This is a genomic window from Streptomyces sp. B21-083 (assembly GCF_036898825.1).
Taxonomy (GTDB): Bacteria; Actinomycetota; Actinomycetes; order Streptomycetales; family Streptomycetaceae; genus Streptomyces.
The window spans coordinates 1,823,902-1,849,438 of the sequence record NZ_JARUND010000001.1; the positions used below are offsets into that span (position 1 = coordinate 1,823,902).

Consider the following 25,537-nt stretch of genomic DNA (forward strand, 5'->3'; position numbering starts at 1 on the left):
ACCGAAAACGGCCACCGCAGCCACCGATCAGCGCATATGGCTCGCGTCGAGCATCGCGGCCACAGTCGGCGCGATGAGCCCCGGCAGCTCATCGGCGCCGATTCCCGCGCGGGCGCTGGCGCCGTCGAAGACCAGGATCAGCTGCCGGGCCAGCAGATCCGGGTCGCTCGCCCCGCCCCGTTCGGCCTCGGCGCGGAAGAAGTCCGTCAGGTTCGCCTTGACCCGGTGGGCCACCCGGCTCGCGGGGTGAGTCCGGTCCTTGAGCTCGATCTGGACAGACAGGTACCGACAGCCCTGGAAGTCGGGCGAATCCGCCTGCGACTCCAGCCGGCCGAAGACGTGCGTGATCCGCTCACGGGGTGAACGGCCGTCGTCGGGGGTGGGCAGGAGCCCGGCCACGAAGGCGGCGGTGCGTTCCTCCAGGCTCGCCGCCAGCAGTTCGTCCTTACTCTCGAACAGCTGGTACATGGAACGCTTCGACACCCCCGCCGCCCTGCACAGCGCGTCGACGCCCATGCCGGCACCGTCCCGGTAGGTGAGCGCCGCCACCGCCTCCAGCAGCCGCTCCCTGGTACTTGACTTCGCCTCGGTGGTCATACGGCGAGAGTAACTCGACTCCGACGCAATACAAACCGATCGGTTTATGAGGCCCTCCCGGGTGACCGCGATGACGCACATCGAACATCGAGTGCGACATCGAAGGCGGCAGTCATTTTTCCCTTTTCCGCTGGCCGGGGACAGGGCACGGACCGGAAACCGACCTGTTTTCACTGGGAAGACGGATCGGTTTCCCCAACTTGAGCGAACAGGGTCCGGAAGGGCGGGGGTGCGGGCCCCGTGAAACGATCGGGCCGCAGGTTAACTCCGACGGCGTCCACCAGGTGCCCGGCGGTGTCAGCCCCCGAGTTCCCGGTGCCGGGCCGCCAGTTCCGCCGTACCCTCCTCCGTCAGGGAGCCGAACAGCCGGAGGCGCGAGATCCCGCCGTCCGGGTAGATGTCCACGCGCGCGTGCGTGCCCGTCGCCGGGGCCGGCAGGACGAAGCGGTGGTTGGTGTCGGGCTGGAGGCGGGTGCGCGGAAGGATCTCCGACCACCCGCCGTTCACCCCGTCCCGGAGCGACACCGTCGCCCAGCCCGCGCTGTTCCCCTTCAGATACGCCGTGTCGATCTCGACGGCCCTGATCTCCGACCGGGCCACGAGCCGGTAGCTGATCCAGTCGTTGCCCTGGTCGCGGCGGCGGCGCGTCTCCCAGCCGTCGTCCATCTTGCGGGAGCGCCCCGGCTGGACGGTGTTGGACGCCGGTGAGTAGAAGCGGTCGGACGCGTCCTCGGCCCGGCCGCCGTTCTCCAGGGCGACCACGTCGAAGGTGCCCAGCGCCGCCAGCCAGACAGGGTCGGGGGCGACCTCCCCGTACACCCGCAGGCGCGCGATGCCCCCGTCCGGATGCTGGTTGACCCGCAGATGCGTGAAGCGCTGTTCGAGCGCCACCTCGAAGCCGTTCGCCGCGTGACCGCCGACCTTCGTGCGCGGCACCAGCGTCGTCCACTTCACGTCGTCCGCCAGCAGTTCCTCGGGGGACGGGGAGCCGGGCACCGACACGCCCTCCACCGACACAGCCTGCGGATAGTTGCCGCGGAAGTGGGCGGTGTCGACCACGATGCCGCGTACGACGCCCGGCGCGCCGAGCCGTACCAGCGCCCAGTCGTGGTCCTGTGCCGTCGGCCACGGGTGCTCGGCGGACGCGCCGCGCCGGCGCCTGGTCTCCCAGCCGTCCATGATCTTGCCCTTGTGGCCGAAGTGCTCGGGCACGAACTCGGCGGGCCCGGGCACGAGCATGTTCTCGCGGTCGGCGAAGAACTCGTCGTTGGCGGCGATCACCCCGGCCCCGAGGCGGCGGTCGGCGAGGTCGGCGTACTGGGTGAAGGGGAAGTCCGCGGTGCGGTAGTCCGCGTACGGGTCACCGCCTCCGTAGGGGTTCGCGTCGCCGGTGAAGCTCACAGTCGCGGTCACGGTGATCAGTTCTGCCTTTCGGACTTCGGTGTCGGCCGTTGCGGGTGCCGGGGCGGGGGGTCCGGTCAGGGTGTACGGGTGAGGAGCTGTCCCTTCGGGTCGGTGAACTCGCCCTCCGCCACGATGCGTTGGCCGCGCAGCCAGGTCGAGCGGACGACACCGCTGAGGGTCCTGCCCGCGTACGCCGTCACGCGGTTGCGGTGCTGCAGGGCGGCCGGGTCCACGGTGAACGTCTCGTCCGGCGCGAGTACCGCGAAGTCGGCGTCCCGGCCCGCCTCGATCGCGCCCTTGCGCGCGTCGAGGCCCACGAGTGCGGCCGTGCGCGTGGACATCCAGCGCACGACGTCCTCCAGGGAGTGGCCTCTTCGCCGCGCCTCGGTCCACACCGCCGGGAGGCTCAGCTGGAGCCCCGAGATACCGCCCCACGCCGTGGCGAAGTCGGCGGTCTTGAGGTCCGCGGTGGACGGCGAGTGGTCGGTGACCACGCAGTCGATCGTGCCGTCGGCCAGCGCCTGCCACAGCAGGTCCTGGTTGGCGGCCTCGCGGATGGGCGGGCAGCACTTGAACTCGCTCGCTCCGTCCGGGACTTCCTCGGCGGTGAGGGTCAGGTAGTGCGGGCACGTCTCCACCGTGATCCGCACCCCGTCCGCCTTCGCGGCGGCGATCAGCGGCAGCGCGTCGCTCGACGACAGATGCAGGACGTGTACGCGCGCGTGCAGGCGCTTCGCCTGCTCGATCAGGCCGGCGATCGCCCGGTCCTCGGCGCCGCGCGGACGCGAGGCGAGGAAGTGCGCGTACTCCGGGCCGCCTTGCTGCGGTGCCGTGTCAAGGTGGTGCGGGTCCTCGGCGTGCACGATGAGCAGTCCGTCGAAGCCGGCGATCTCGGCCATCGACAGCGCGAGTCGCTCCTGGTCGAGGTGCGGGAACTCGTCCACGCCGGACGGTGACAGGAACGCCTTGAAGCCGAAGACACCGGCGTCGTGCAGCGGGCGCAGGTCCTTGACGTTGTCGGGCAGCGCGCCGCCCCAGAAGCCGACGTCGATGTGCGCCTTGTCCGCGGCGACTTCCCGCTTCGTACGGAGGTGGTCGACCGTCGTCGTCGGCGGGAGGGAGTTCAGGGGCATGTCGACGAGGGTGGTGATGCCGCCGGCCGCCGCGGCGCGCGTCGCGGTCCAGAAGCCCTCCCACTCGGTGCGTCCGGGGTCGTTGACGTGGACGTGGGTGTCCACCAGCCCGGGCAGCAGGACGTCGTCGCCGAAGTCCTCCAGACGCGCGCCAACCGGTACGTCGGCCTCGTACGGGAGTACGGCCACGATTCGACCCTCGGCGACCGCGACGGTGGCCGCGCGGGTCCCCTCGGGCGTGATGACACGCGTCGAGCGCAACACCAGTTCGATGTCGGACACGCCGGACACCCCTCTCTGTCACCTCTGTCACCGTGAATCCCGCTGTTAACTTCCACGTAACGGAATTCAACGTTCTGTTGAAGGAGTCTTCACCGACCGCCCCACACCGTCAAGAGTCACCCTGCCGACCCACCCGGCCTGATGCCAACCGGAGCGGCGACCTGGATGTTTCCACAAGACGGAATAAGAGTTCCGGAAATCAGAACGTAGTCATACACCAGCAGGCCGTCAAGCAACCGACCGGTAGGCTGCACCATCGCCTGTCAGCCGTGAAAGGAACGCGCCGTGCCGACGCCCAGCGCCAGCTCCACCGACGCCGCCAAACCCACCGCCGCCGGCGGTGGTGTCCAGTCCCTGGAGCGTGCCTTCGATCTGCTGGAGCGCATGGCGGACGCGGGCGGTGAGGTCGGCCTCAGTGAACTGTCCGTGAGCAGCGGGCTGCCGCTGCCCACCATCCATCGGCTCATGCGCACGCTCGTGGCCTGCGGCTACGTACGGCAGCAGCCCAACCGCCGGTACGCGCTGGGCCCGCGGCTGATCCGCCTCGGCGAGTCCGCGTCCCGGCTGCTCGGCACCTGGGCCCGCCCCTATCTGGCCCGGCTGGTCGAGGAGACCGGCGAGACGGCCAACATGGCGCTCCTGGACGGCGACGAGATCGTGTACGTGGCGCAGGTCCCGTCCAAGCACTCGATGCGTATGTTCACGGAGGTGGGCCGGCGCGTCCTGCCGCACTCCACCGGCGTCGGCAAGGCCCTGCTCGCCGGTTTCCCGCCGGACGAGGTGCGTTCCCTGCTCGCCCGTACGGGCATGCCGGCCGCGACGGAGAAGACGCTCACCACCCCGGACGGCTTCCTCGCCGCTCTGGAGGACGTGCGCCGCCTCGGTTACGCGGTCGACGACAACGAGCAGGAGATCGGCGTCCGCTGTCTCGCTGTCTCCGTCCCCGACTCCCCCACAGCCGCCGCGATCTCCATCTCGGGCCCGGCGGGCCGGGTCACCGAGGAGGCGACGGAACGGATCGTGCCGGTACTGAAGCAGGTCGCGGCCGAACTCTCGGTCACCCTGGCCAGCTCAGGCAGCCACACCCACTGATCTCCACCCCATCGGCCGGCGCCCCTCAGGGGCGCGAGGAACTGCGCGACCAGCCCCCACCGGCCCGCAGCATTCGAACCCACGTGTCCGACCGAGCCAATCCTCCCCGCACGAAAACAGGTCGCGGCCGAACTGTCGGTCACCCAGGCCGGCTCAGGCAGCCACACCCACTGACCGCCGGCGGCACAGGCACCCCCGCCAGGGGCGCGGGGAACTGCGCGACCAGCCCCCACCGGCCCGCAGCATTCGACCGGCAGGTCCGGCGGAGCCGTCAGCGGGGCGGAGTGCCGAACAGTTCCACCGCCGCGCGGACGTCCGACAGGCCCCGGGCGAGTGCGCTGACCGAGCCGATCGCGCCGGCGATCAGGAGTAACGAGCGGCGCAGGCGCGGGATTTCGGGGCTGCCCGTGATCGCCATCGCGGCCAGGCAGGCCAGTTCGTCCTCGGCGATGCCACGGTCGGGGAACTCGGCCGGGTGCGCGGCGAGTTCACGGCGCAGCCGGGACACCGCGGTCCGCAACTCCGCCACCCTCGGATCCTCGTCGCTGCCGGCCACCGACCTCTGCCCCAAGCTCCGCAACACAGCTCTCCCCCACTGGCCCCACGTACGCCCCCCACGCCCCCATGACGACGGTCGGGCACCGGGAACGCGGGACAGTAAACGCCAACCACACGACAGGCGCCACACCATGGACCGAATTTCAGCCCATGAACACCGGCGGTCCGGCGCCGGGTCAGGTATGCAGGAGGCATGACGGAGAAACCGGACCAGGTGGCAGGGCTGTTGCTCGCGGCGGGCGGGGGGCGACGGCTAGGCGGGCGGCCCAAGGCACTGCTCGAACACCGGGGACAACTTCTCGTCGAACGTGCGGCCGACGCCCTGCGTGCGGCGGGCTGTACCCCGGTCCATGTCGTCCTCGGCGCCCGGGCCGACGACGTACGCGAGCGGGCGGTCCTGCCCGGGTGCGTGCTGGTGGAGAACCCGGAGTGGGCGCAGGGCATGGGGTCCTCGCTGCGGGCCGGGCTGGCGTCGCTGCGCGGCACCCGGGCCGGCGCGACCCTCGTCTCGCTGGTGGACCAGCCGGACGTCGGGCCGGAGGCCATGGCCCGCGTGCTCGCCGCGTACACGTCCGGGGATTCCCTCGTGGCGGCCTCGTACGACGGCATGCGGGGGCATCCGGTGCTGTTCGGCGCCGCCCACTGGGCGGGCGTCGCGGCGTCGGCGGTCGGTGACCGTGGCGCCCGCGACTATCTCAGGGCGCACGAGGACACGATCACCCTCGTGGAGTGCGGTGACGTGGCGGAGCCGTACGACATCGACACCCCGTCCGACCTGGACCGCCTGGGGTGACGGCTACTCGCCACCAAGAATCTCGACGTCAACAAATGATTGAACTTCCACGATGAGGAAACTAGCATCCACTGATCAGAAACATTCGTTCCCAGCAGCTCACAGCAAACCGCTGAAGGAAGTGACCGCTCATGTCCGCACCAGCGCCGTCCCCGCTGGCCATCGTCGACGCCGAGCCCCTGCCCCGGCAGGAGGAGGTGCTCACCGACGCGGCGCTCGCCTTCGTGGCCGAACTGCACCGGCGGTTCACGCCCCGGCGTGACGAGCTCCTCGCGCGCCGTGCGGAGCGCCGCGCCGAGATCGCCCGTACCTCGACCCTCGACTTCCTCCCCGAGACGGCCGCGATCCGCGCCGACGACTCCTGGCGGGTCGCCCCCTCGCCGGAGGCCCTGAACGACCGGCGCGTCGAGATCACCGGCCCGACCGACCGCAAGATGACGATCAACGCTCTCAACTCGGGCGCCAGGATCTGGCTCGCGGACTTCGAGGACGCCTCCGCGCCGACCTGGGAGAACGTGGTCCTCGGTCAGGTCAACCTGGCCGACGCCTACACCCGGAACATCGACTTCACGGACCCGAGGAGCGGGAAGACGTACGCCCTCAAGGCGGACGCCGAACTCGCCACCGTCGTCATGCGACCCCGTGGCTGGCACCTGAACGAGCGTCACCTCCAGCTCGACGGGGAGCAGGTGCCCGGCGCCCTCGTCGACTTCGGCCTGTACTTCTTCCACAACGCGCAGCGGCTGATCGACCTCGGCAAGGGCCCGTACTTCTACCTTCCCAAGACCGAGTCGCACCTCGAAGCCCGCCTGTGGAACGACGTGTTCGTCTTCGCTCAGGACTACGTGGGCATCCCGCAGGGCACCGTCCGCGCGACCGTCCTCATCGAGACGATCACGGCCGCGTACGAGATGGAGGAGATCCTCTACGAACTCCGCGACCACGCCTCGGGGTTGAACGCGGGCCGCTGGGACTACCTCTTCTCCATCGTCAAGAACTTCCGTGACGGCGGCGCCAAGTTCGTCCTCCCCGACCGCAACGCCGTGACGATGACAGCCCCGTTCATGCGCGCCTACACCGAACTCCTCGTCCGCACCTGCCACAAGCGCGGGGCGCACGCGATCGGCGGCATGGCGGCGTTCATCCCGTCCCGGCGTGACGAAGAGGTCAACAAGGTGGCCTTCGAGAAGGTCAAGGCCGACAAGGACCGGGAGGCCGGCGACGGTTTCGACGGCTCCTGGGTCGCCCACCCCGACCTGGTCCCGATCGCCATGGCCTCCTTCGACGCGGTCCTCGGCGACCGGCCGAACCAGAAGGACCGCCTGCGCGAGGACGTCCAGGTCGAGGCCGCCGACCTGATCGCCGTCGACTCTCTCAAGGCCGAGCCGACGTACGACGGACTCGTCAACGCCGTGCAGGTCGGCATCCGTTACATCGAGGCGTGGCTGCGCGGCCTCGGCGCGGTCGCCATCTTCAACCTCATGGAGGACGCGGCCACCGCCGAGATCTCCCGCTCGCAGATCTGGCAGTGGATCAACGCGGGCGTCGAGTTCGAGCACGCGGGAGAAACGGTGAAGGCCACCCCGGAGCTGGCCCGCGAGATCGCCGCCGGGGAACTCGCGAGCATCCGCGCCGAGATCGGCGAGGAAGCCTTCACGGCCGGCAACTGGCAGCGGGCCCACGACCTGCTGCTGACCGTCGCCCTCGACGACGACTACGCGGACTTCCTGACTCTGCCTGCGTACGAGCAGCTCAAGGGCTAGGTCAACGCCGGGTTAGGTCAACGGCTGGTCAGAGCACGGAAGTTGCTCATTTCTCCGAGTGGCCCAGGGACTTGTCCGGGGCCACTCGGTCGCGTACGAGCCGCTTCACCGCCGTCGGTTCGGGGAAGCCCTGCTCGCGCCGGTCCCAGACCACCTCGCCGTTCACGCGGACGACGAAGACGCCTCCGGTGCCGGGTTTCAGGGACAGTTCCGTCAGCTCGGTCTCGAAGGTCGTGAGGAGTTCCTGCGCGAGCCAGGCGGCGCGGGGCAGCCACCGGCACTGGGTGCAGTACTCGATCTCCACGCGGTGCACGGCGCCGGTCCCGCCCTCCACCGTCTGTGTGTCCGTCATCCGAGATGCACCGACCAGTCCTGTTCCGCCGCCGGTTTGCCGTGCAGGTCGGGGACCTGCTTGAGCCAGGCCGGCCGGTCCCGCTGTGTCTTGGCCGCGCGTCGGGCGTCTTCGGCGGCCAGTTCCTCGCGGCCGGGGAAGTCGGTGGGCAGCCAGGACGCGGACGCCCGCACGCGCGCGTGGAGGTACGACACATAGGCGTCCCGGACCTCGCCGGGGGTCGCGAAGCCCGCCTCGATCTCCAGCCAGGCGTCCGGTACCTCGGCCAGCACCTCGCGCAGCAGCTTCTCCGTCACGCGGGGCGCCAGTTCGGCGTCGGCGGCGCGGGTGTCCGGGGCATGGCGGCCGAGGGCGTGACGGCGGAAGTCGTAGGCCTTCTCCGGCGCCGACAGGTCCCACCGGTGGTGGAAGACGAGGGCGGCGCCGTGGTCGATCAGCCACAGCCGCGGCGGTGCGATGCCGAAGGTGGGCCAGACCATCAGGTTGGAACTGTGCGTCGTACGGTCCACGTTGACGGTGAGGGCGTCCAGCCAGACGATCCGGCCCGCCTCCAGTGGATCCACGTCGAACGAGGCCGCAGTCTCCGGGGTGAAGTCCTTCGCGCCCGGCAGGTAGTCCATACCGAGGTTGAGGCCGGCGCTGGCCCGCAGCAGGTCCTGGACCTCCTGGTGGGGCTCGTGAGCGCCGATGGCCGGGTCGAAGTGGACGAGGACCAGCTCGGGGAAGCGCAGCCCCAGGGCGCGTGCCAGTTCCCCGACGACCACCTCGGCGACCAGTGCCTTGCGGCCCTGCGCGGAGCCGGTGAACTTCACGACGTAGGTGCCGAGGTCGTCGGCCTCGACGACTCCGGGCACGGAGCCGCCGGAGCGCAGGGGCTCGACGTAGCGGGTCGCGTCGACCTCTCTCAGCATCCTCCAAGGCCCAACAAGTCGTTCTCCTTACATTTCCTCCGGCATGAAGTGAGCATAGTAACCAGGCGTGACAGCTGAGAAGGAGTGCCCGAGCCATGGCGCCGGCGTCACCACGGACTCCCGCGCCCTCAGCATGATCGAGGCACAGGTGTGACGCAGCACGTGGAAGCCGTCCTTCGGCGCCGCCTCCCACGTGCCGGCTTCCAGGTGTAGGTGTTCCGGTGAAGGTGTTCCACGTGTTCACCGCCACGGCGTTGCCGAACCGCGTGGTGAGCAAAAGAGAGCTGTCCGACGAACCGGAGAACCTGCTGGTGGTCCCCGGGTACCACCGGGGCAGCCCCAGCCGTCCGGCACCGCCGTACGCGGTGTGCGCGGGGCCGGGGGCCTCGGTCCAGTCGGACCGTCTCGCCCGCGAGGGGTGTGCGGGCAGGAGAGCGGTGCGCACGGGCACTCGCAACGGTGCCCCCGGCGCGGACGTGACTGGCCCTGGCAGGGAGAATCCGCACACCACGACAACAACGACGAAGAGGGAGAGCCCGTGACCAGACCGGCCCCGCGCTACGGCACGGCCCTGTATGCGGTATCCGCGACCTGCGCCGCCATAGGCGCCCTGCTGTGGATGCGCGGGCAGACCAGCGCGCCCCCCAGGTACTACGGAGCCTTCCTGGCGGCCGACAGCTACACCCCGTCGGCCTGGCGGGTGTGGTCACCGGCAGTGCCCGAAGAACGTCTTGGCCTGTACCTCGTCGCGGCCGGGCTGGTGCTGGCTGTGGCGGCGCGCCTGTTCTCCGTCCGGCGCGGCTGAGCAACGCCAGGACCAGCTGACGAGGACATCATGCTGCTGGACGCGCACGACGACACCGTCACCGAGATGGCGCACGGCGCCTTCGGCGGCCCGCTCGGCCGCCGAAACCCTGAAGCGACCCCGGCCGCCCCATCGCGGGGCTCTACCGACCCGCCGCCGGCGAACTGCTCGACGCCGCCGCCGGCGGCTCTCCCGCGGCTCACACACGGGCGACTCGAACACGCCGTCATCCAGGCCGCCGCCCGGCCGACCGCTTGATCTGCGCCCGCGACGGCGACGGCGACACCAGCCGCCTCGGATCGCACAGCCTCTGCCATGCCACCCGGCCCCCCAGTCTCGGCTTCGCGTGCTGACGGGGGTGTGTTGTCCGGTGGTCCGGGGGACCATGGAACTCCAAGCGCCTGCGGACGCGGACAGGCCGCGCTCCAGGCCGGCGGATGGCCCCGCCGGTCGGTGGAAGGAGTGCCGCGATGAGCGAAGCCGAATGGCCTCCAGCGGACCCCGACCGGGCAGAGAGCACCCGTCCGGAGGGCGAGCCGTCGCAGCCGAGCGGCCTGATGGACCTTCTCGCTGTCGCGGCGGTGCTGCTGGACGCCGAAGGCCGGATCGTCCTGTGGAGCCCGCAGGCCGAGGCCCTGTTCGGCTACACCGCGCACGAAGCGCTCGGGCGGTACGCTGCCCGGCTCCTCGTCCACGAAGACCGCGTCGACTGGGTGATCAGGACATTCGCCGAGGTGATGGAGAGCGGCCGGAGCTGGGCCGGCACGTTCCCCATCCGGTGCAAGGACGGCAGCACCCGGCCGGTGGAGCTGCGCAACATGCGGCTGCTGGACGACCGCGGCGACTTCTACGCACTCGGGCTCGGCACCGACTCCGCCATGCTGCGCGAGCTGGAGCGGGACGTCGCCCTGTCCACCCGTCTGATCTCCCAGTCCCCCATCGGGATCGCCATCCTCGATACCGACCTGAAGTACGTGGCCGTCAACCCGGCCCTGGAGCGCATGCACGGCATCCCCGCGAAGGACCACCTCGGCCGCCACTACCGCGACATCATGAAGGACTCGAAGTTCGAGGTGGCCGAGGCCGCGATGCGGCAGGTTCTCACCACCGGGATCCCGCTGGTCGACCAGGCCACCATCGTCGGCCGCACCCCAGCAGACCTTGAGCACAAACACGCCTGGTCGATCTCGTTGTACCGGCTGGAGGACCCCCATGGCCACATTCTGGGGGTGGCCGACCTCGTGGTGGAGGTCACCGAGCGGTACCAGGCGGCGATGGCGGCCACCGAGACGCGACGGCGCCTCGCCCTGATCGCCAACGGTTCCGCCCGTATCGGCACCAGCCTGGAGGTCGACCAGACCGCCCAGGAGCTGGCCGAGGTCACCGTCCCCGACTTCGCCGACCTGGTCACCGTCGACGTCCTCGACTCCGTACTCGACGAACACCGTCCCGCCTCCCGCGACGGGACCACGCTCTTCCGCGCCCTCGCGGTCAAGGCCGCCTATCCCACCGACGCCGTCCGCGCCGCCACCCCGCCCGGGCACATCGCCGCCTACGACAGCGACCGCCTGGCCCCCGAGTGCGTGCGCACCGGCCGTCCCCTCCTGATCCGCCACGCCGACGGCAACGACCTGACGCGCATCGCCCGCGACGAGCACGCCGCCACCCTGCTGGCCCGCGCCGGAGTGCACTCCTACCTGGCCGTCCCGCTCACCGCCCGCGGCACCGTCCTCGGCTTCATGGGTCTGGCCCGCGCCCGCGACCCACGGCCCTTCGACGAGGACGACCTCGCCATCGCAGCCGAGCTGGCCTTCCGCGCCGCGGTGTGCATCGACAACGCCCGTACGCACCAGAGCGTGCGCAACGCCGCCGAGACCCTGCAGCGCAGTCTGCTCCCCGAGCACCCGCCCCACCGGCCCGGCCTTGCTGTCGCCTCCCGCTACCTGCCCGCCCAGGCCGCCTACGAAATCGGCGGCGACTGGTACGACGTCCTTCCCCTCGGCGGCGACAAGACAGCACTGGTCGTGGGCGATGTCATGGGCAGCGGCATCGACGCCGCGGCCACCATGGGCCGCCTGCGCACCGCCACCACCGCCTTCGCCCGCCTCGACCTCGACCCCGCCCAGGTCCTCGAGCACCTCGACGCGATCACTTCCGGGCTGGAGCAGTACATCGCCACCTGCCTCTACGCCGCCTACGACCCGCACGACGCCACGTGCCGCATCGCCAACGCAGGCCATCTGCCCCCCGTCCTCATCCGCCGCGGCAAGCAACCCCATCTGCTCGACCTGCCCACCGGCACCCCCCTCGGCGTTGGCGGCATCCCCTTCGAAACCACCACGGTCCCCTTCGGCCCTGGCGACCAGCTGGTCCTGTACACCGACGGACTGGTCGAAACCCGCCACCACCCCATCGACGAACGCCTCCGCACCCTCCTCCGCCTGCTCGAGACACCCGACTCCTCGCTGGAAGAAACCTGCGACCGGCTCCTTCACGAACTCCGGCACCCCGACATCCACGACGACGTCGCGCTACTGATCGCCCGCGCACGCCCCTTCACACCGGGCCGAGGAGCAGCCTGACCAACCCGGGCAACGCGGGCCACACCGTCGGCGCCCTGGCCATATCCCTGACATCCGAACCGGTCTGGGCGTTGCCGGATGCGCCGGTCAGGAGCCGACGGCGCGGCCCGTCGCGATGAAGCGGAATGCCGGGCCGAGTACCGTGCGGCCTCCTGCGGTGCGCGGCATCTCTGCCAACTGGTGCGCCTGCTTCTCCAGTTGGGTCATCAGCTCGGCGGCGCGTCTGAGTTCGCCGGGGTGGCCGTCGAAGACGCTCTGCAGCACAACGAGCATCGTGGTGTACGTCTGGTCGCAGGCTTCCGCGGCTTTCCGTTGGGGTGATCCTTCGGGCAGGCGGCTGGTGTCCGGGTCGTCGATCATCGGGTAGATCCCCTTGGGGTCCAACTCGACCGGGGAGCCCTCGAAGCGCCATTGGCCGCTGCGGTAGACCATGCGGCGCCCCTCGACGATCTCCTGAAACCGGTAGTAGTGCGCCAGTTCCTCGGACGGTGCGGCTGCCGGAACCCCGCCCGGCGTGCCGTTGTCGGCAGCGGGGGCGAGCCTGTGGCCGTCTGCCGCGTGGGCTGTCGGGGCACTGGTGGCCACCGCGGGCACGGCGAACGCGGCGGCACCTTCGAGCGCCGTACGACGGCTGATCTCCGGGTTCATCGGCGGGTACCCTCCGGGGCGGGTGCGGACTGCGGACCGGTACCGGACGTGCGAGGCAACGGTCCTGTGGTCGGATCGGTGGGGGAGCCCTCTCCTTGGCGGATGATCTCCAGGACGGCCCAGAGCGCAGTATGCGCGTCGGTCACCCGGTAGAGCCGACCGGGTGCATCGGGCCAGGTGACCTGACGGGCGGGGTCCCCGGTGAACAGGGCCTCGCGGGTGTCGAGGCCGATGATGGCAGCGGCGATCTGCTGGTAGAACCAGCCCAGGGTGCCGTCGTCGTAAACGGCCTCCTGGAAGAACTTCCGCGGCGCGTGCAGGACTTCGTCCGGGCAGTCCCGGATCTCGCCCTGCTCGGTGAGGATGATGTCGTGGGCTTCCAGGTCGGCCAGGGCCCGGCGGCCGGCCGGATTCAGCGGGACATGAGGCGTCTCGATGGCCATGAAGACCTCCCGCACGTGCTCCACGGAGCAGCGTCGCAGCGAGACGGTCAGATCGGGCATCACCCCTCCCGGCAGCGGCCCCGGATACCGCGGGACGGTGCCGGGATGTGCGATCTGCGGGGTGGCACCGATCGCGTTGAGGATGTTGGCCACCAGCGCCATGTGCAGCATCTCCTGCATCACCACGCTGCGGATGATGCCGGCGACCTCCCGGTTACGGTCCGGCCGAAGGGAGAACAGCGCGTACAAGTAGGGCGGGATCGTGGCGTGCTCCAGTACCAGCGCCGTCTGCAGAGCCTTTTGCAGCCCCCGACGATCCTTGATGTCCACCCACCTGGCACTGAGATCGGCCGTAGCGCCGTCACGCGGCTTCGTACGGCCAGGACTCACGTGAGGCATGTCCGCCCCTCCGTTCCAGTCGACTGGCCCGGACCCGTGTCCGCGACCTGAGTGGCACCGTGGCACAGCTCCGGAACGAAAGCCGTGATTGAACCGCCGCCTGAACCGCTTTCGCGCTATCAGGCGAACCTCCGCCTGGTACGGCGTAAGCCGTTGAGAGGCAAACGGCGCGACGCCGGGCGAGTCCAGGGACATGCAGGATCATGCTGCCGGTCGACGCTGCGTCAGCAGCAGGCGCCCGCGCCGAAGCATGTGCTGTTCCGCGGCGCCGGCACACACCGCACTCGGCGCGCCCGAACGACTGGATCTCCTCCCGCGCCTGTTCGGACATTGCCTGATGAGCACCAGGCGTCCGTGCGACGCGCCCCGTCGAGGTCGGCCCACGCCCATCCTCTGCGCCGGTGCGTCCAGCGTTCAGGCCGCGGTGATGGGGACCCCCGATTTCAGAGGTCTCTGTCAGCGGCACGGAAGACGTACGCCGTCATCGGGGCGGTGACCGGCCCCGGGCCCAGCCTTGCCGTCATCTCCTCGATGACGGTGGCCCGGGCAGCCGGTCCGCCGCCGCGCTCCTCAACGGCCGCGCTCACCGGTGTCCCGGTGAGGTACCCGGTGGCAAGGTCGGCGGTCGACGCGGCCCGGCCCTGAAGCGTCAGCTCCTGCTCGTCCTCGACTGCGAACCCGGCGGCCGCCAGATCAGCGGCCACGACAGCGGGGTCGGCATAGCCGTGCGGAACCATCTGAAAGAACCGTGGCGGGTCGACCGGAAAGGCCCGCTCCAGCCCAGCCTGCAGCGCGACTTCGAAGGCGTGCGTCCCGAGCGGGCCCCAGGTGTTGAACAGGAATCGGCCGCCCGGGGCCAGCACCCGGTGGATCTCGGTGAAGGCATCGATGCGGTTGGGGAAGAACATCACACCGAACTGGCAGACCACCAGGTCGAAGGCTCCGTCTGGGAACGGCAGTTGCTGCGCGTCGGCCTGCCGCCACACCGCGCCCGGAGCCCGGGTCGACCCGAAAGTGACCATCGCCTCGTTCAGGTCGGTGGCCGTCACCTCGGCCGTGGGTGCCGCTGCGAGCAGGTCCGCTGTCAACACGCCGGTCCCCGCAGCGAGTTCGAGGATTCGCCGCGGCTGGAGTGCCACCGCCCGGGCGGTCAGATCCTCGGCGAACGGCCGGAAGACCACCGGCACGAGGTACTGCTCATAGGCCGCCGGCATGGATTCGGACCATCGCCGGTCCGCATTGGTTCCTGTCACCCTCATGACGGTAGCGCCGCGTCAGGAATCCTCTTCCTTGCCGCGCCGCCATGCACCCTGGAGCTGGACCCACCCGACAAGGCGGCAGGGCAGACGTTCTCTGACGGGCACTGGTCGACCCGGGGTCGCAGTGTGACCGTTCGTCTTCAGCCCCTTCATGGCCTCGTCGAAGGTGTTGATCGCGTCGTGACAGACGCCGTGGACGAGCGCGGTCCGGCGAAACACCCCGCCGACCTGTGATCCCACAGCTGCTCGCCGCAGCGCACCACCCTGGAGCGGCAACATTGAAGGAGCTCATTGATGGGGATGTTGTGTGCCTGTCCAACTCAACGCCTGTCACAGCTGCTTGGCGTCTACACTGAGCCCGGATACCGTCGGCTCTTCGGGGGAACGGACGATGGACGGCGAGACGAGAACAACACCGGAACCCGCACCGGATCCGGGAGCGGATCCGGATCCGGCACAGCCCGCGTCGCCGGAGCCTCGACCGCCCGAGCCGGAGCCCGAGCCCGAGCCGGAGCCCGAGCCGGGAGGACCGCCGCCTCGCCCGTCCCTGTTGCGACGGCTGCGTACCCTCAGCACCGAGAACAAGATCGCGTTCGCGGGAGTGCTGATCAGCCTCGTCGGCCTCGCCGTTCCCCTCGCCGTGCAGCTGGTGCACGCCATCTCACAGGGCGACAACCTGTCCCTGCAGATCACTCCGGTGAACGACGTCTGCAACTACAGCTGGATGGTCAGCGACGGGAGCAGAGAACTCGAACCACGTCTCCAGACGGCCGACGAGGACCAGCTCGTCAGCTGGATCCGTGAGGGCCAAATCGTGCGCCTGGACCGGGCGGTCGCCAAAATCACCCTGTTCGGAGCGGGCGATCGCCCGGTTCGGCTTCAGGACGTGTCGTTCACGGTCACCCGCCGCGCCGCCCCGGTACGCGGTGTGAAGATGGTGCCTCCGGGCGGCTGCGGTGCCGGTGGCGACGCGCCGCCCGGCGCCGTGGCCGTGAACCTGGACGCGATCGCCGTCGGCCGCACCGTGTCGCTCGACACCCTGAAGGCCAGCCCCCGGCAGCGGGAGGCCAGAACCGCCGCGCTGCACTACGGCCAACCGCTGGACCTCCCCGCCACCCTGCCCACCCAGGACTACTACACGTTCTATGTCGTCGGCCTCACCGACCGCTACGACTGCTCCTGGCGGGCGATGCTCACCTGGTGGGACGGCGAGAAGCAGCACCGGACCACGGTCGGCGACCACAGCGGCGACTTCCGTGTGACGGCGGAACCCCGGTGACCGCCTCGGCGCCCACCGCGTCCCGGACCACCGCCGCTGCCGCACCCCGCATACGCCGTCTCCTGCTGCCGGCCTGTGCGGCGGTCGTCCTCGTCCACGTCTGCGGAACCCTGCCCGTGCAGACCGACTGGGCAGCCCAGTACGGCGGAGGCGGCCATCCAGACGGCGCCGTCGACGCGCTGCGGCTGATCACCGTCTCGCCGGTGTGGCTGGAGCGAGCGGAGACGGGTCTGGGGGCGGTGGCCCAGGAGGCGCTGTGGCTGGCACTGTTCCTGGCTCAACTCTGCCTGGGTTCCGCTCTGTTCCTGCGCAGGCTGGGCACCTCGCGCACGGCTCCCCTGCTGAGTGTGTGGGTCCTGCCCACGCTGGCGCCGATGGCCCACCTGATCGCGCTGCTGCTGATGGGAATCCCCCGGCTCACCGCCTACACCACCGGTGGCGAGGCCCTCACGCAGATCATCCAGCAGGGCCGTGCCGGGACCCAGCACGCCCTGCTGCTGGGGCTGGCCGGCGGTCTCACCGCGGCGGTGGCGGGCGCCCTGGCCGCCCGGGGGCCGGGCACGCCGAACATGTCCCGCCGCCGACTGCTGCGTTATGCCGCGGCCCAGCTCCGGGGTCCCGCTCCCACGCTGGCGCGCAGGATCGGCACGGCCATGGCGGCCGGGCTGCTGTGCTGTCTCCTGATCACGCTCTTCGACTCGCAGTCGGCGCTGGACGCGGTTCGCCTCCCGGCCACGGCCTGGTGCGTCGGCGCCCACTTCCCGTCCACCTGCACCACTGGTATCGCCTACATCGCCCTCGCCGGCCTGCCGGACCGCGGCGACGCGGCTGCGACCGCGATCTGGAGCGTCTTCCCCCTGATCCGCCTCTACGCCTACCTGGCCTGTTTCTGCGTCGCGGTGACCCTCGCCTACCTGCTGCGCACCCTCCCCGGCCTGCGCGCCCGCCACAGCCCACTGCCCCTGATATTCCTGCGCACCTGGGCCACGTATCTCGCCGGGAGCGCCCTCTACGGCGCCGTCCTGGCAGCCGCGATCGCGCTCTATCGCAACAGCACGCACGGACTCGCCGCAAAGGAGTCCCTGATACTCGCCCACTTCCTGTACTCACCCGGCATCGACCAGGCCCTCCTCACCGCCCCCGCAGCGGCTGCCCTGACCACCCTCGTCGTGAGCCTGGTCCGGCGCGCCGCCCGAGGCCGACTCAGCCGCCCGTCCACAGGAACGTGACCGACCGTCACCTCACGGGTGACCGGCTCGAAGAAGCTCACTGCGGACTTCGGCGCAGCGCCGGCCTCGTCGAGGACCAGCAGTCGGCGCAGGCCGAAGTCTCCGATGAAGTGCCGCTTGCCGCTGGGCCACCGCGCAGCGGGACGTCCGCGCACTCCGGGTCGTGCGCCACCGACAGATGGATGAGGAGTTCGAGCCGCTGGTCATGGTGCTGTCCGGAAGCCGCACCGGTAGCTGGTCGAGGACCAGGTCCTGAAGCGGTACGTCCGTCACCGGCCGCTCGGGGGCGCCGTCCGGGTGGTGCGGCTCGGCGTCCAGGATGGCCCGGTCCTTGGCGTCCTTCTCCATCCGGTGGCCGGCGGCAGCGGTGGCCACCGGATCACCGTGTGCGGCCGCCCACCGTGAGTACCCCGTCCGACCGGCTCGGGACGGCCGGATACAGTGCGCGCGACCGTAGCCTGGTTACTCAAGGAGGGGAAGCGTGACCGACACCAGCGAAACCCGATCCGCCGACAGTGCGGCGCACACGACTCAGCAGAGCCGCCTGCACCGCCTGATGCGCTACCTCCCCCTGATCGCCCCCGTCCTGCTGTGGACCGTGCCCTGCTGGCTGCTGCTGCACACCGGCCAGCACTGGACGCTCCCTGTCACGCTCGCCGGCACCGCCCTGTTCGCCCTCGGCCTGATCGGTATGCCGCTCGCGATGGCGCGCGGCCACGGCCGACGCCAGGAGGACCGGGCAGCGATCGTCGGAGACACCCTGCTGGGCACCAGCTGGGTTCTGTTCACCTGGTCCATTCTGCTCGGCGTCCCCTTGCGGCTCGCCCTGGCCGTGGCCGGCGTCGGTGAGAGTCAGGACCGGGCCCGGATCGTCACCTGGGCCGTCCTCGGCACAGCCACGATGCTGCTCACCTGGGGGTACGCCGAGGCCCGCCGGGTACCGCGGGTACGCCGCCTCGACGTGCGACTCCCGCGCCTGGGAGCCGGGTTGGACGGCACCCGGGTCGTCCTCATCACCGACACCCACTACGGCCCGCTCGACCGCGCCCGCTGGTCGGCACGGGTGTGCGAGACGGTGAACACCCTGGAGGCCGACCTGGTCTGCCACACCGGCGACATCGCGGACGGCACGGCAGAACGCCGCCGCGCCCAGGCCGTCCCACTCGGCACCGTGCGAGCCACCCGGGCCCGGGTCTACGTCACCGGCAACCACGAGTACTACAGCGAGGCCCAGGGCTGGGTCGACCTGATGCATGAGCTGGGCTGGGAGCCGCTGCGCAACCGCCATCTGCTGCTCGAACGCGGAGGCGACACCCTCGTGGTCGCCGGCGTGGACGACGTCACCGCCGAATCCTCCGGCCTCGCAGGCCACCGCGCCCACCTCGCCGGAGCACTGAACGGCGCCGACCCCGACCTACCCGTCCTGCTCCTCGCCCACCAGCCCAAGTTCATCGACCGGGCGGCAGCCGCCGGCATCGACCTCCAGCTCTCCGGCCACACCCACGGCGGCCAGATCTGGCCCTTCCACCACCTCGTCCGCCTCGACCAGCCCGCCCTCGCCGGCCTCAGCCACCACGGCCCCCGCACCCTCCTCTACACCAGCCGCGGCACCGGCTTCTGGGGCCCGCCCTTCCGCGTCTTCGCCCCCAGCGAGATCACCCTGCTCGTACTCCGCTCCCCACAGCGGCCCCCCACGCCGTAGCGCGGGGACCGGCCGCAGTCGGCCTACGGCCTGACCTCCGCCTCCCCCGCCAGGGCGGAGGTGACCGCACACACGGAGCCGGCACACCGCGTCATTCCGAAGGAATACGAAACTCGAATTCGGGGCGGTCCCACGGCACGGCGGGCGGGTTCGCGAACGCCGTCCCGGTCCGCACCGCACCGACGCGGTAGTAGAAGTTCTCGGCGGGAACGTGCGACACGACCCTGAGACGGTCGATCCCGGCCGCACGGGCCTCGGACTGCATGTGCGCGACGAGTAGCCGTCCGATTCCCCGCCCTTGCACATCGTCGGCGACGAACAGCAGGTCGAGCTCCGGTGGAGCAAGGACGAGCAAGTAGAACCCGAGGATCCGGCCCCCGGGGTCGTCGGCGCCGACGGCCACAAAGGCCCGGTGGGCCTCGATGTAGTCAGGACCGACCCGGTAGCCCTCGACTGCGGCTGCGTACTTACCCTCATAGGCGCCTGAGCCACGCACCAGCCGCGTGAGCCGTTTGGCATCCCGCGCGACGGCCCTCCGTATCGTGATCGGCCGGCTGATCGGAGAAGTGCGTGAACCCATCGGGAGAGTATTTCGCACCGGGGAGTGCCTTCGTACGGCGGGTCGGCCGCTCGCGCGGGCGTTCCCGCACCACTCCCGTAACGACCTCTCTCATGAAGTGAGCATTGCGACCCCGTATGGCAGCCGGGACGGCGCATCGCGACACCTACCTCAACGCCAGGACGGATGTCCCTCCGGTGTGCTGCCGGTGGTGAGCTTGCGGGCACCCGTGCCGTCCGCGCGGATCGCCCAGATCGCCGGCCGGTCGAAGGGTCCCCGGACGAAGGCCACCCACTTGCCGTCCGGTGACCAGACCGGGTCCATCTCCTGGGCGGCCGTCCGCACCAGCGTCCTGTCGTCGCTGCCGTCGGCCCTGGCGATACGGATGTCTCCTCCCGTCCCCTCGCCGGGTGCTCCGGCGGTGTACGCGAAGTAGCGGCCGTCCGGGGACCAGACAGCGTCCAGGGCACGCCGGGACTGGTGGGTCACCTGCCGGGGTTCGGCGCCCGGCTGCGCCGGATCGACGACGTGGACCTGCCAGCCCGACGTCTTCTGCAGGCAGACGGCGATGAGCTTGCCGTCGGGGGACCAGGCCGGGTCCTCCACCTTCCCTGAGCCGGTGGTCAGTTGCTGCGCGGAGCCGTCCGAGACGTTCACGGCGAACAGCTGCTGCACACCGTCCGCGCGGCGCAGGACGGCCAGTCGCCTGCCGTCCGGGGACCAGGAGACCCGGCCGCCCGCGATGGCGGCGATCCGGCGGACGCCGGTACCGTCCGCGTTCGCCGTCCATACGGCCGACCCTTCCGCCGACTTACGGGTGAACGCGAACGACTTGTGGTCGGGGGACCACTGCGGGAGGGCGTCGCAGGTCCCGTCGATCAGCTGCTCGGGGTTGTCCGTGGTGGAGTCACGGCGGCCGATCACGCTGTGACATTCCGACGATCCGGGGTCCGTGTCCAGCCGGACCAGCAGCGGGGCGTCGGGGAACGCGGCGGGGGTCGATCGCCGGGTCGACGGCGAGGCCCCGCCGGCCTTGTCGGCTCCGGGCGCGCCGGAACCGGTCCAGGGATGCCACACGAGCAGCCCCGCGACGGCCGCCGCGACCAACAGCGCCGTCACGGCGACCGTCCCTCGGCGACCCCTCCGTACCCCGGCGTCGCCGGACGGGACCGGCGCCGGCGCGAGGACCGGCGGGGGCCCGAAGCCGGGGCCGGGCGGCGACTGGACGGTCAGGGGATGGGAGGCCACGGTCCGGCTCGCGGCAGGCATCGTCGGGGCGGACGTGGCGGGGCGCGGGTCGGTGACCGGTGCCCGCTCCTCGGCGACCGACGGCGGCGCGGAAACCGTCGCACGCGGGTCCGTGGCCGAGGCCCGCCCATCAGCGACCGGCGGCGCGGACACCGTCGCACGCGGGTCCGTGCCCGAGGCCCGCCCATCAGCGACCGGCGGCGCGGACACCGTCGCACGCGGGTCGGTGGGTCCGGCGGACGGGTGGTCCGTCGCCGCGAGGTATGCCGCGGGGGCCTGCCGCCGGATGAGCGCGGTCGCCTCGGCCGGCAGCCAGGTGTCCGACGGATGGCGGACCGTGAGCTGGTCGAGGAACTCCGACGGACCGGGGCGGTCGAGCGGGTCCTTGGCCAGACAGGCCGCGACCAGGCCGCGCAGCGGGTCGGGCACGTCCGTGAGATCCGGCTGTTCGTGGACGACGCGGTAGGCCCAGGCCGCCGACCCCCCGTCGCCGAAGGGAGCGCCGCCCGCCGCCTGGCTGAGCACCACGCCCAGGGCGAACATGTCCACCGCGGGAGTGAGCGTGCCGCCGACGAGTTGCTCCGGCGCGAGGAAGCCGAGCGTGCCGATCTGGAACCCGGTCTGGGTGAGGGCCGCACCGTCGAGGGCCCGTGCGATGCCGAAGTCGATGACCCGGGGGCCGTCCTCCGCGACGATGATGTTGGCGGGTTTCAGGTCGCGGTGGATGACCCCGGCCTGGTGAATGGCGGCCAGCGCCTCGGCGAGGCCGGCGGCCAGCACGGTGAGCGTCTCCGCGGGAAGCGGGCCCACCTGGTCGAGCACGTCCCGCAGCGTGGGGCCGGGAATGTAGGCCGTCACCAGCCAGGCCGGCTCGCCCTCCGGGTCGGCGTCCACGACCGGCGCGGTGTGGAAGCCGCCGACGCGGCGGGCGGCGGCCACCTCGTCGGCGAATCTGCGCCGGAACCCCGGTTCCGTGCTGAGTTCGGGCCGTACGACCTTGACGGCCACCGCCCGGCCCGACCGTGACCGGCCGAAGTAGACGACGCCCATTCCGCCCTGGCCGAGCCGTCCGACCAGCCGGTACCTGCCCTCCCCGACAGAGGCGGGATCACCTGCTCCGAGCGGTTTCATGACTCCCCCATCTCACCTCTCCGGTCCGGCTGTGGGAACGCATCGCCCCGGCCCCCGTCCCCGTCGAGCGGCCGTAATCAGCCGCGATGCTCCCCATTACCGGCCATCAGTCTAGATGTGCCGCTCATGACGTCATCGGGTCCGGAACGGTTCCCCTTCGCTCCGCCGGTTCACTCCGCCAGCGGATTCCGCAGTGGCAGATAGCGGGCGTCGGCGCCGTCGGCGCCGGTCCAGCGCAGCAGCAGGTTGGTCTTGCCGGGCAGGGTGGGCGAGGCGAGGAGTGCGGCGATCTCGGGGAAGTCGTGGCGGGACAGTTCCCCGCGTACGGCCTGCCAGGGGTCGAAGCCCGGGTGGCGTTCCCGCAGTACCTCCGCGACCTCCGTGAGGTGGTTGACGACGAGGCAGTACACGAGCCGCTCCCAGCCCGCCACCCGCGTCACGTCCGGCAGCAGCTTCACGCCCTCCGCGTCCCGGTACAGGGCCTGTACGGGGGTGCCATGGGCGTCGACCGCGATCAGACAGTTCTGGAGGTGGGCCTCGATGACGACGCCGGACCGTGCGAACAGTTCGACGACCGGTGGCACGGCACAGCGCAGATACGCCGTCCACCAGGCGGCCGGGTCGGCGAGCCCGTCGAGCGGGTTGCCGTCGAAGCCCTCGACCAGCGCGGCGGCCAGCAGCGGGGTGGCGCCCGGTACGACCTGGTCGCGCAGGCCGTCGCGGACCAGGACCGCCAGTTCCTCGAAGGCGAAGTCGGCGGTGCGGTAGCCCCGATCGCTGAGCCAGACCGGCCGGCCCTCGGCGGCGGCGACGACCGCGGCGTCCGCGCGGCGCAGATTCAGCAGGTCGTGGCGCCAGAGCCGGCGTATGTCGTTGGTGATGCGGACGTCGAGGCTGAACTTGACGAAGAGGTCGTGCTCGGGCGCGTACAGCGTGCGGACGGCCGCCGTGGGCCAGGTGTCGAACCCGGTCGTGCCCAGCCTGATCAGCCGCCCGTCGGCGAAGGCGTCGGTCAGGCTCGGGCCGACGAGGTCGAGCTGCCAGGGGTGGGCGGGCAGCAGCCGGTAGCCGGGCGGGGCCGTGCCGAAGGCGTCCAGGGCGGACACGTCGCCCTCCTCGGCGACCGTGTCCTCGCGCACGCCGAGCAGCACCAGCGGAAAGGCTGCGTACGCCTCGGGCGCGTACGGCAGCCAGCCCGCGACGGGGCCGCCGCCGCGCGCCTTGGGCGCCGGGTGGTAGGGGTGCCCGGTGAGGAGGGACTGCTCGGAGCGCCGGTACGGGTCGTCGGGCGGGGTGGTGGCGTCACGGACGGTGAGCAGTGCGGCGACCGCGTCCCGGCTGTCGGTCATCTCGGCGGGCAGCTCGGGGTTGGACAGGCCGGTGTGCGCCTGGAGTTCCTCGGCCACGAGCTTGACGAGTTCGGCGTGGGAGACCGGGTGCCAGGTGCCGCCGCCCGTGTTCACCTCGGGCGCGGCGGCCCGCCGTCCGCCCCGCACGCGCAGCAGGCGCTCCCCGCTCGGCAGCCGGTACACGCGCGGCGCGCCCGGGCCGGGGAGCGGCTGCGCCACCTCCCGCAGCAGGCAGTTGAGCAGGGGCGCGGTCGCGTACGCGTCGGCACGCGCTCCGATGCCGTCAGGTGTGGCGGGCGTCGCCGGGGGTGCGGTGGGGGGCCTGGTGGGGTCCACGCGTTCCCTCGTTTCTTACGGTACTTCCCTACGGTTGCGGTTTCCCGCAGTGCACTGGCGATCAGTATGGCTGTCGTCGTCCACGCCCGCTCATCAGCACATACCCGTACCGGAACCCGCACCCGAGGAGCCCGCCCGTGCACCGTCCCTCCAGCGCAGAGGCCGAGGTCGCCGACGAACTGGCCGCCGTACGGCCCGACCTCGTCCCGCGGTACGCGGCCGAGCTGCCCGGCGCGCGGGCCGCCGTCCTGACCCGGCTGTGGCGGGCGCTCGTCCACGAGCCGCTGCCGTGGATCGTCAGCCGCGAGAACGGTGCGGGTCTTCTGCTGGCGGACGGCCGCCGGCTGGAGGGCCCGTACGCCGATCCGTACGCCGTCGACGGCCGGGTCGGCGCCGTGCGGCTCGGGGCGGTGTCGTACGAGGATCCGGCGCGGCTGATGACGGACCTGGCCGTCCCGCACGGGGCCGCCTTCGCGGTCGAACTCGGCGACAGCGTCGCCTCGTTGGCGCTGTCCCGCGCCGACCAGGAGCACGCCCTGCGTGCGCCCGTGACCGGCTGGGAGTGGGAGCAGCGGGTCGTCGACGGGCATCCTTTCCACCCCAACTGCCGTTCCCGGCCCGGGTTCTCGGTGGCCGAGCAGCTCGCGTACGGGCCGGAGCACCGGCCGGTCGTGGAACTGCCGCTGGTGGCGGTGGACGACTGTGCCGTGCGGGGCGAGTGGCCCGAGTGGCTGCGGGACGGGGGGCGTCCGCTGATTCCGGTGCATCCCTGGCAGGCGGAGCACGTACTCGAACTCCCCGCCCGGGGTGGGTTGTCGGGGCATCCGCTGATGTCCCTGCGCAGTCTGGCGCTCCCGGCGGGCGGACCGCATCTCAAGACGGCGTTGAGCGCCCGGCTCACCTCCTCGGTACGGGACATCTCGCCGTACTCGATCGAGACGGCGGCGACGGTGTCGGCGTTCATGGAGTCCATGGCCGCGCGTCTCGACGGGCTGCTGCACATCACCCGCACCCTCGGCGCGGTCACCGCCGACTCCCCCGATCTGGCGGCGGTGCTGAGGGAGTCGCCGGACCTGTACGCGGACCCGGGGGCCGGTGAGTACGTCGTTCCCGTCGGGGCTCTCGCCGCCACCCGGTTTCCACGATCTCCGTCCTGGCTTGCCGAGTTCACGCGTCTCGCCCTCACCGTCGGTCTGCGCCTGCTCGATCTGGGCGTCGCCCTGGAGGCCCACGGTCAGAATCTCCTCGTCGTGCTGTCGGCGACCGGGGACCCGCTGCGGCTGGTCTACCGCGACCTCGCCGACATCAGGGTCAGCCCGGCCCGGCTGGCCGCTCACGGCATCGCGGCGCCGGAGCTGACCGGACGGATCGTCACCGACGACGAACCGGCCCTGCGCCGCAAGCTGTTCGGTTCGCTGGTGGCGGGGGCGCTGGGTGCGACCGCCGGTTCCGAGGCGGCACTGCGGGAGGCGCTGGAGGCGGCCGTACCGGGACTGCCGCGCACGCCCGATCTCCTGGCGCTGCTCGAACAGCCGTTGCCCACCAAGGCGTTGACCCTGATGCGGCTGTCTCCGGACTCGCCCGGAGATCTGTGGACCCAACTGCCCAATCCACTGGGAGAGGTGACGAAAGAGGGCAGCTGACGGGACCCGTTTTGAAGCGGGTCGCCCAGGGTCAATAGGA

Annotated in this window: 24 protein-coding genes; 11 read left to right on the forward strand and 13 right to left on the reverse strand. The window is 71.2% G+C overall.

From position 1 onward, the window contains the following. Positions 1–27 precede the first annotated feature (27 nt). The 3 genes from QA861_RS08015 to allB form a co-directional block, all read right to left on the reverse strand. Complete coding sequence (locus QA861_RS08015; protein ID WP_334587508.1) at positions 28–597, reverse strand: TetR/AcrR family transcriptional regulator; 570 nt, start codon at positions 595–597, stop codon at positions 28–30. A gap of 297 nt (positions 598–894) precedes the next feature. Beyond that, positions 895–2,010 carry an allantoicase gene (gene alc / locus QA861_RS08020; protein ID WP_334587509.1) on the reverse strand — a complete coding sequence of 372 codons (1,116 nt, stop codon included), beginning with the start codon at positions 2,008–2,010 and terminating at the stop codon, positions 895–897. Between the two features lie 65 nt (positions 2,011–2,075). Beyond that, entirely contained in the window at positions 2,076–3,416 is a 1,341-nt protein-coding gene (gene allB / locus QA861_RS08025; RefSeq protein WP_334587510.1) for an allantoinase AllB, read from the reverse strand. A gap of 285 nt (positions 3,417–3,701) precedes the next feature. On the opposite strand from allB, the gene QA861_RS08030 reads away from it, so the two are divergent. Next, a complete protein-coding gene (locus tag QA861_RS08030) occupies positions 3,702–4,508 on the forward strand; it encodes an IclR family transcriptional regulator (RefSeq protein WP_334587511.1) in 807 nt (268 codons plus the stop codon). A gap of 271 nt (positions 4,509–4,779) precedes the next feature. Here the strand turns inward: QA861_RS08030 and QA861_RS08035 are convergent, their stop codons facing one another. Beyond that, positions 4,780–5,064, reverse strand: coding sequence for a DUF5955 family protein (locus tag QA861_RS08035; protein WP_334590489.1), 285 nt, complete (start codon positions 5,062–5,064; stop codon positions 4,780–4,782). Positions 5,065–5,259: 195 nt separating this feature from the next. On the opposite strand from QA861_RS08035, the gene QA861_RS08040 reads away from it, so the two are divergent. Continuing rightward, complete coding sequence (locus QA861_RS08040) at positions 5,260–5,859, forward strand: nucleotidyltransferase family protein (protein WP_334587512.1); 600 nt, start codon at positions 5,260–5,262, stop codon at positions 5,857–5,859. 131 nt (positions 5,860–5,990) lie between these two features. Next, positions 5,991–7,622: a malate synthase A gene (gene aceB, locus QA861_RS08045; protein WP_334587513.1), complete on the forward strand. Its 1,632-nt coding sequence runs from the start codon at positions 5,991–5,993 to the stop codon at positions 7,620–7,622. A 46-nt stretch (positions 7,623–7,668) separates the two neighbouring features. Here the strand turns inward: aceB and QA861_RS08050 are convergent, their stop codons facing one another. Together QA861_RS08050 and QA861_RS08055 are read right to left on the reverse strand one after the other, a co-directional pair. After that, positions 7,669–7,974 (reverse strand): Rdx family protein, encoded by a 306-nt coding sequence (locus QA861_RS08050; protein WP_334587514.1) that lies wholly within the window; start codon positions 7,972–7,974, stop codon positions 7,669–7,671. Next, positions 7,971–8,885: a HipA family kinase gene (locus QA861_RS08055; protein ID WP_334587515.1), complete on the reverse strand. Its 915-nt coding sequence runs from the start codon at positions 8,883–8,885 to the stop codon at positions 7,971–7,973. Before QA861_RS08055 ends, QA861_RS08050 begins: the two co-directional genes overlap by 4 nt. Before the next feature lie 236 nt (positions 8,886–9,121). Here QA861_RS08055 and QA861_RS08060 point away from each other — a divergent pair, with 236 nt between their 5' ends. The 4 genes from QA861_RS08060 to QA861_RS08075 all read left to right on the forward strand — a co-directional run bounded on the left by QA861_RS08060 (position 9,122) and on the right by QA861_RS08075 (position 12,272). After that, complete coding sequence (locus tag QA861_RS08060) at positions 9,122–9,427, forward strand: hypothetical protein (protein ID WP_334587516.1); 306 nt, start codon at positions 9,122–9,124, stop codon at positions 9,425–9,427. Beyond that, positions 9,424–9,690: a hypothetical protein gene (locus tag QA861_RS08065; RefSeq protein WP_334587517.1), complete on the forward strand. Its 267-nt coding sequence runs from the start codon at positions 9,424–9,426 to the stop codon at positions 9,688–9,690. The genes QA861_RS08060 and QA861_RS08065 overlap by 4 nt, the downstream gene beginning before the upstream one ends. A 30-nt stretch (positions 9,691–9,720) precedes the next feature. Next, positions 9,721–9,948, forward strand: coding sequence for a hypothetical protein (locus QA861_RS08070; RefSeq protein WP_334587518.1), 228 nt, complete (start codon positions 9,721–9,723; stop codon positions 9,946–9,948). A gap of 212 nt (positions 9,949–10,160) precedes the next feature. Further along, complete coding sequence (locus tag QA861_RS08075; RefSeq protein WP_334587519.1) at positions 10,161–12,272, forward strand: SpoIIE family protein phosphatase; 2,112 nt, start codon at positions 10,161–10,163, stop codon at positions 12,270–12,272. 87 nt (positions 12,273–12,359) lie between these two features. Here the strand turns inward: QA861_RS08075 and QA861_RS08080 are convergent, their stop codons facing one another. From QA861_RS08080 to QA861_RS08090, 3 genes are all read right to left on the reverse strand, one after another. Then, the gene (locus QA861_RS08080; RefSeq protein WP_334587520.1) at positions 12,360–12,920 is read right to left on the reverse strand and encodes a hypothetical protein; all 561 of its coding nucleotides are present in this window, start codon (positions 12,918–12,920) and stop codon (positions 12,360–12,362) included. After that, positions 12,917–13,762 (reverse strand): ferritin-like domain-containing protein, encoded by an 846-nt coding sequence (locus QA861_RS08085; RefSeq protein ID WP_334587521.1) that lies wholly within the window; start codon positions 13,760–13,762, stop codon positions 12,917–12,919. Before QA861_RS08085 ends, QA861_RS08080 begins: the two co-directional genes overlap by 4 nt. 443 nt (positions 13,763–14,205) lie before the next feature. Continuing rightward, positions 14,206–15,021, reverse strand: coding sequence for a class I SAM-dependent methyltransferase (locus QA861_RS08090; protein WP_334587522.1), 816 nt, complete (start codon positions 15,019–15,021; stop codon positions 14,206–14,208). 550 nt (positions 15,022–15,571) lie between these two features. Between QA861_RS08090 and QA861_RS08095 the strand changes: the two genes are divergently transcribed. Beyond that, positions 15,572–16,300: a hypothetical protein gene (locus QA861_RS08095; RefSeq protein WP_334587523.1), complete on the forward strand. Its 729-nt coding sequence runs from the start codon at positions 15,572–15,574 to the stop codon at positions 16,298–16,300. Then, positions 16,297–17,529, forward strand: a complete 1,233-nt coding sequence (locus QA861_RS08100; protein ID WP_334587524.1) for a hypothetical protein — start codon at positions 16,297–16,299, stop codon at positions 17,527–17,529. The genes QA861_RS08095 and QA861_RS08100 overlap by 4 nt, the downstream gene beginning before the upstream one ends. Before the next feature lie 12 nt (positions 17,530–17,541). Here QA861_RS08100 and QA861_RS08105 read toward each other — a convergent pair whose 3' ends face one another. After that, positions 17,542–17,904 (reverse strand): hypothetical protein, encoded by a 363-nt coding sequence (locus tag QA861_RS08105; RefSeq protein ID WP_334587525.1) that lies wholly within the window; start codon positions 17,902–17,904, stop codon positions 17,542–17,544. A gap of 106 nt (positions 17,905–18,010) precedes the next feature. Between QA861_RS08105 and QA861_RS08110 the strand changes: the two genes are divergently transcribed. Continuing rightward, positions 18,011–19,231 carry a metallophosphoesterase gene (locus tag QA861_RS08110; RefSeq protein WP_334587526.1) on the forward strand — a complete coding sequence of 407 codons (1,221 nt, stop codon included), beginning with the start codon at positions 18,011–18,013 and terminating at the stop codon, positions 19,229–19,231. 91 nt (positions 19,232–19,322) lie between these two features. Here QA861_RS08110 and QA861_RS08115 read toward each other — a convergent pair whose 3' ends face one another. The 3 genes from QA861_RS08115 to QA861_RS08125 all read right to left on the reverse strand — a co-directional run bounded on the left by QA861_RS08115 (position 19,323) and on the right by QA861_RS08125 (position 23,854). After that, entirely contained in the window at positions 19,323–19,811 is a 489-nt protein-coding gene (locus tag QA861_RS08115) for a GNAT family N-acetyltransferase (RefSeq protein WP_334587527.1), read from the reverse strand. Positions 19,812–19,961: 150 nt separating this feature from the next. Continuing rightward, positions 19,962–22,169, reverse strand: a complete 2,208-nt coding sequence (locus tag QA861_RS08120; RefSeq protein ID WP_334587528.1) for a protein kinase domain-containing protein — start codon at positions 22,167–22,169, stop codon at positions 19,962–19,964. A 170-nt stretch (positions 22,170–22,339) separates the two neighbouring features. Then, on the reverse strand, positions 22,340–23,854 hold the full coding sequence (locus tag QA861_RS08125; protein ID WP_443041459.1) for an IucA/IucC family protein: 1,515 nt from the start codon (positions 23,852–23,854) through the stop codon (positions 22,340–22,342). A 137-nt stretch (positions 23,855–23,991) separates the two neighbouring features. Here QA861_RS08125 and QA861_RS08130 point away from each other — a divergent pair, with 137 nt between their 5' ends. Further along, a complete protein-coding gene (locus tag QA861_RS08130; RefSeq protein WP_334587529.1) occupies positions 23,992–25,497 on the forward strand; it encodes an IucA/IucC family protein in 1,506 nt (501 codons plus the stop codon). The last annotated feature ends 40 nt before the right edge of the window (positions 25,498–25,537 follow it).

Excerpts from the sequence above, each read along its gene's own strand:
- QA861_RS08015 (WP_334587508.1), bottom strand. The coding sequence starts at position 597 with ATGACCACCGAGGCGAAGTCAAGTACCAGGGAGCGGCTGCTGGAGGCG.
- QA861_RS08040 (WP_334587512.1), top strand. The coding sequence starts at position 5,260 with ATGACGGAGAAACCGGACCAGGTGGCAGGGCTGTTGCTCGCGGCGGGC.
- aceB (WP_334587513.1), top strand. The coding sequence starts at position 5,991 with ATGTCCGCACCAGCGCCGTCCCCGCTGGCCATCGTCGACGCCGAGCCC.
- QA861_RS08050 (WP_334587514.1), bottom strand. The coding sequence starts at position 7,974 with ATGACGGACACACAGACGGTGGAGGGCGGGACCGGCGCCGTGCACCGC.
- QA861_RS08055 (WP_334587515.1), bottom strand. The coding sequence starts at position 8,885 with ATGCTGAGAGAGGTCGACGCGACCCGCTACGTCGAGCCCCTGCGCTCC.
- QA861_RS08070 (WP_334587518.1), top strand. The coding sequence starts at position 9,721 with ATGCTGCTGGACGCGCACGACGACACCGTCACCGAGATGGCGCACGGC.
- QA861_RS08075 (WP_334587519.1), top strand. The coding sequence starts at position 10,161 with ATGAGCGAAGCCGAATGGCCTCCAGCGGACCCCGACCGGGCAGAGAGC.
- QA861_RS08080 (WP_334587520.1), bottom strand. The coding sequence starts at position 12,920 with ATGAACCCGGAGATCAGCCGTCGTACGGCGCTCGAAGGTGCCGCCGCG.
- QA861_RS08085 (WP_334587521.1), bottom strand. The coding sequence starts at position 13,762 with ATGCCTCACGTGAGTCCTGGCCGTACGAAGCCGCGTGACGGCGCTACG.
- QA861_RS08090 (WP_334587522.1), bottom strand. The coding sequence starts at position 15,021 with ATGAGGGTGACAGGAACCAATGCGGACCGGCGATGGTCCGAATCCATG.
- QA861_RS08115 (WP_334587527.1), bottom strand. The coding sequence starts at position 19,811 with ATGGGTTCACGCACTTCTCCGATCAGCCGGCCGATCACGATACGGAGG.
- QA861_RS08120 (WP_334587528.1), bottom strand. The coding sequence starts at position 22,169 with ATGAAACCGCTCGGAGCAGGTGATCCCGCCTCTGTCGGGGAGGGCAGG.